The organism is Oleiphilus sp. HI0066 (assembly GCF_001635725.1).
Window position 1 is genome coordinate 1 of record NZ_LWFH01000727.1, and the last position, 726, is coordinate 726.

The following is a 726-nucleotide window of genomic DNA, read 5'->3' on the forward strand; positions in this document are numbered from 1 at the left end:
AGTCCACCCAATCAAAAGGCTCATCTACCGGCAAGTTATCAAGCACATCACAGGTTCGCTGACGAATTAAGGACTCCATTTCCTTTAAATTCTGAGGAGCAACAACGCCTTGAACAGCTTGTCGTTGAACATCATGTTTAGGGGGATCCATCGCAATAAAGGTTTGAATTTCGATACCTTCAGGTTGCGGGCCTATCGATATAATAGGTTCGGCAGAAAAAAGCTCATGATGCTTATCAACATACATAATGTCTTCGAAACGTGTCACCGACCAAAAAGGTCCAAATGGACTGTTCGCTTGATAGTGCACCGGACTCTCATCTCGTAGACGTTGAAAATACTCCAACCACCGCCCCTGTCGAAACAAAAAAGGATTGCTGACATCAATTTCACCCAATGAAAGATCAGCAACAGGAGGAATTGGGGTTTCAGTAAATGTCGGAATAGCGCGCGCTAAACCCAAACGCTTTTTGAATTTTTGAAAGGCATGCGCTCCCTTAATTTGCAGATGCATAGGAACAAGCGCGGTACTCTTTTCAATCACAGGCTCTAACAGTTTCATTGGTCTTTTACCTTCGTTGCACTATGTGACATTACATCTGGAATTCAGGAAGTTTGACGACCATCCCGTTGTCATCAGCGCTAAGTCGAACCTGACATGCAAGTCGTGATTCTTCTCGTTTCTCTGGCGCCATATCTAGCATTTGAGCTTCTTCTAAATTGATT

At 43.8% G+C, this 726-nt stretch carries 1 pseudogene; it reads right to left on the bottom strand.

The window, feature by feature from the left end:
* Positions 1-562, bottom strand: a pseudogene (locus A3738_RS08930) (cytochrome P450); the annotation flags it as partial.
* Positions 563-726 lie beyond the last annotated feature (164 nt).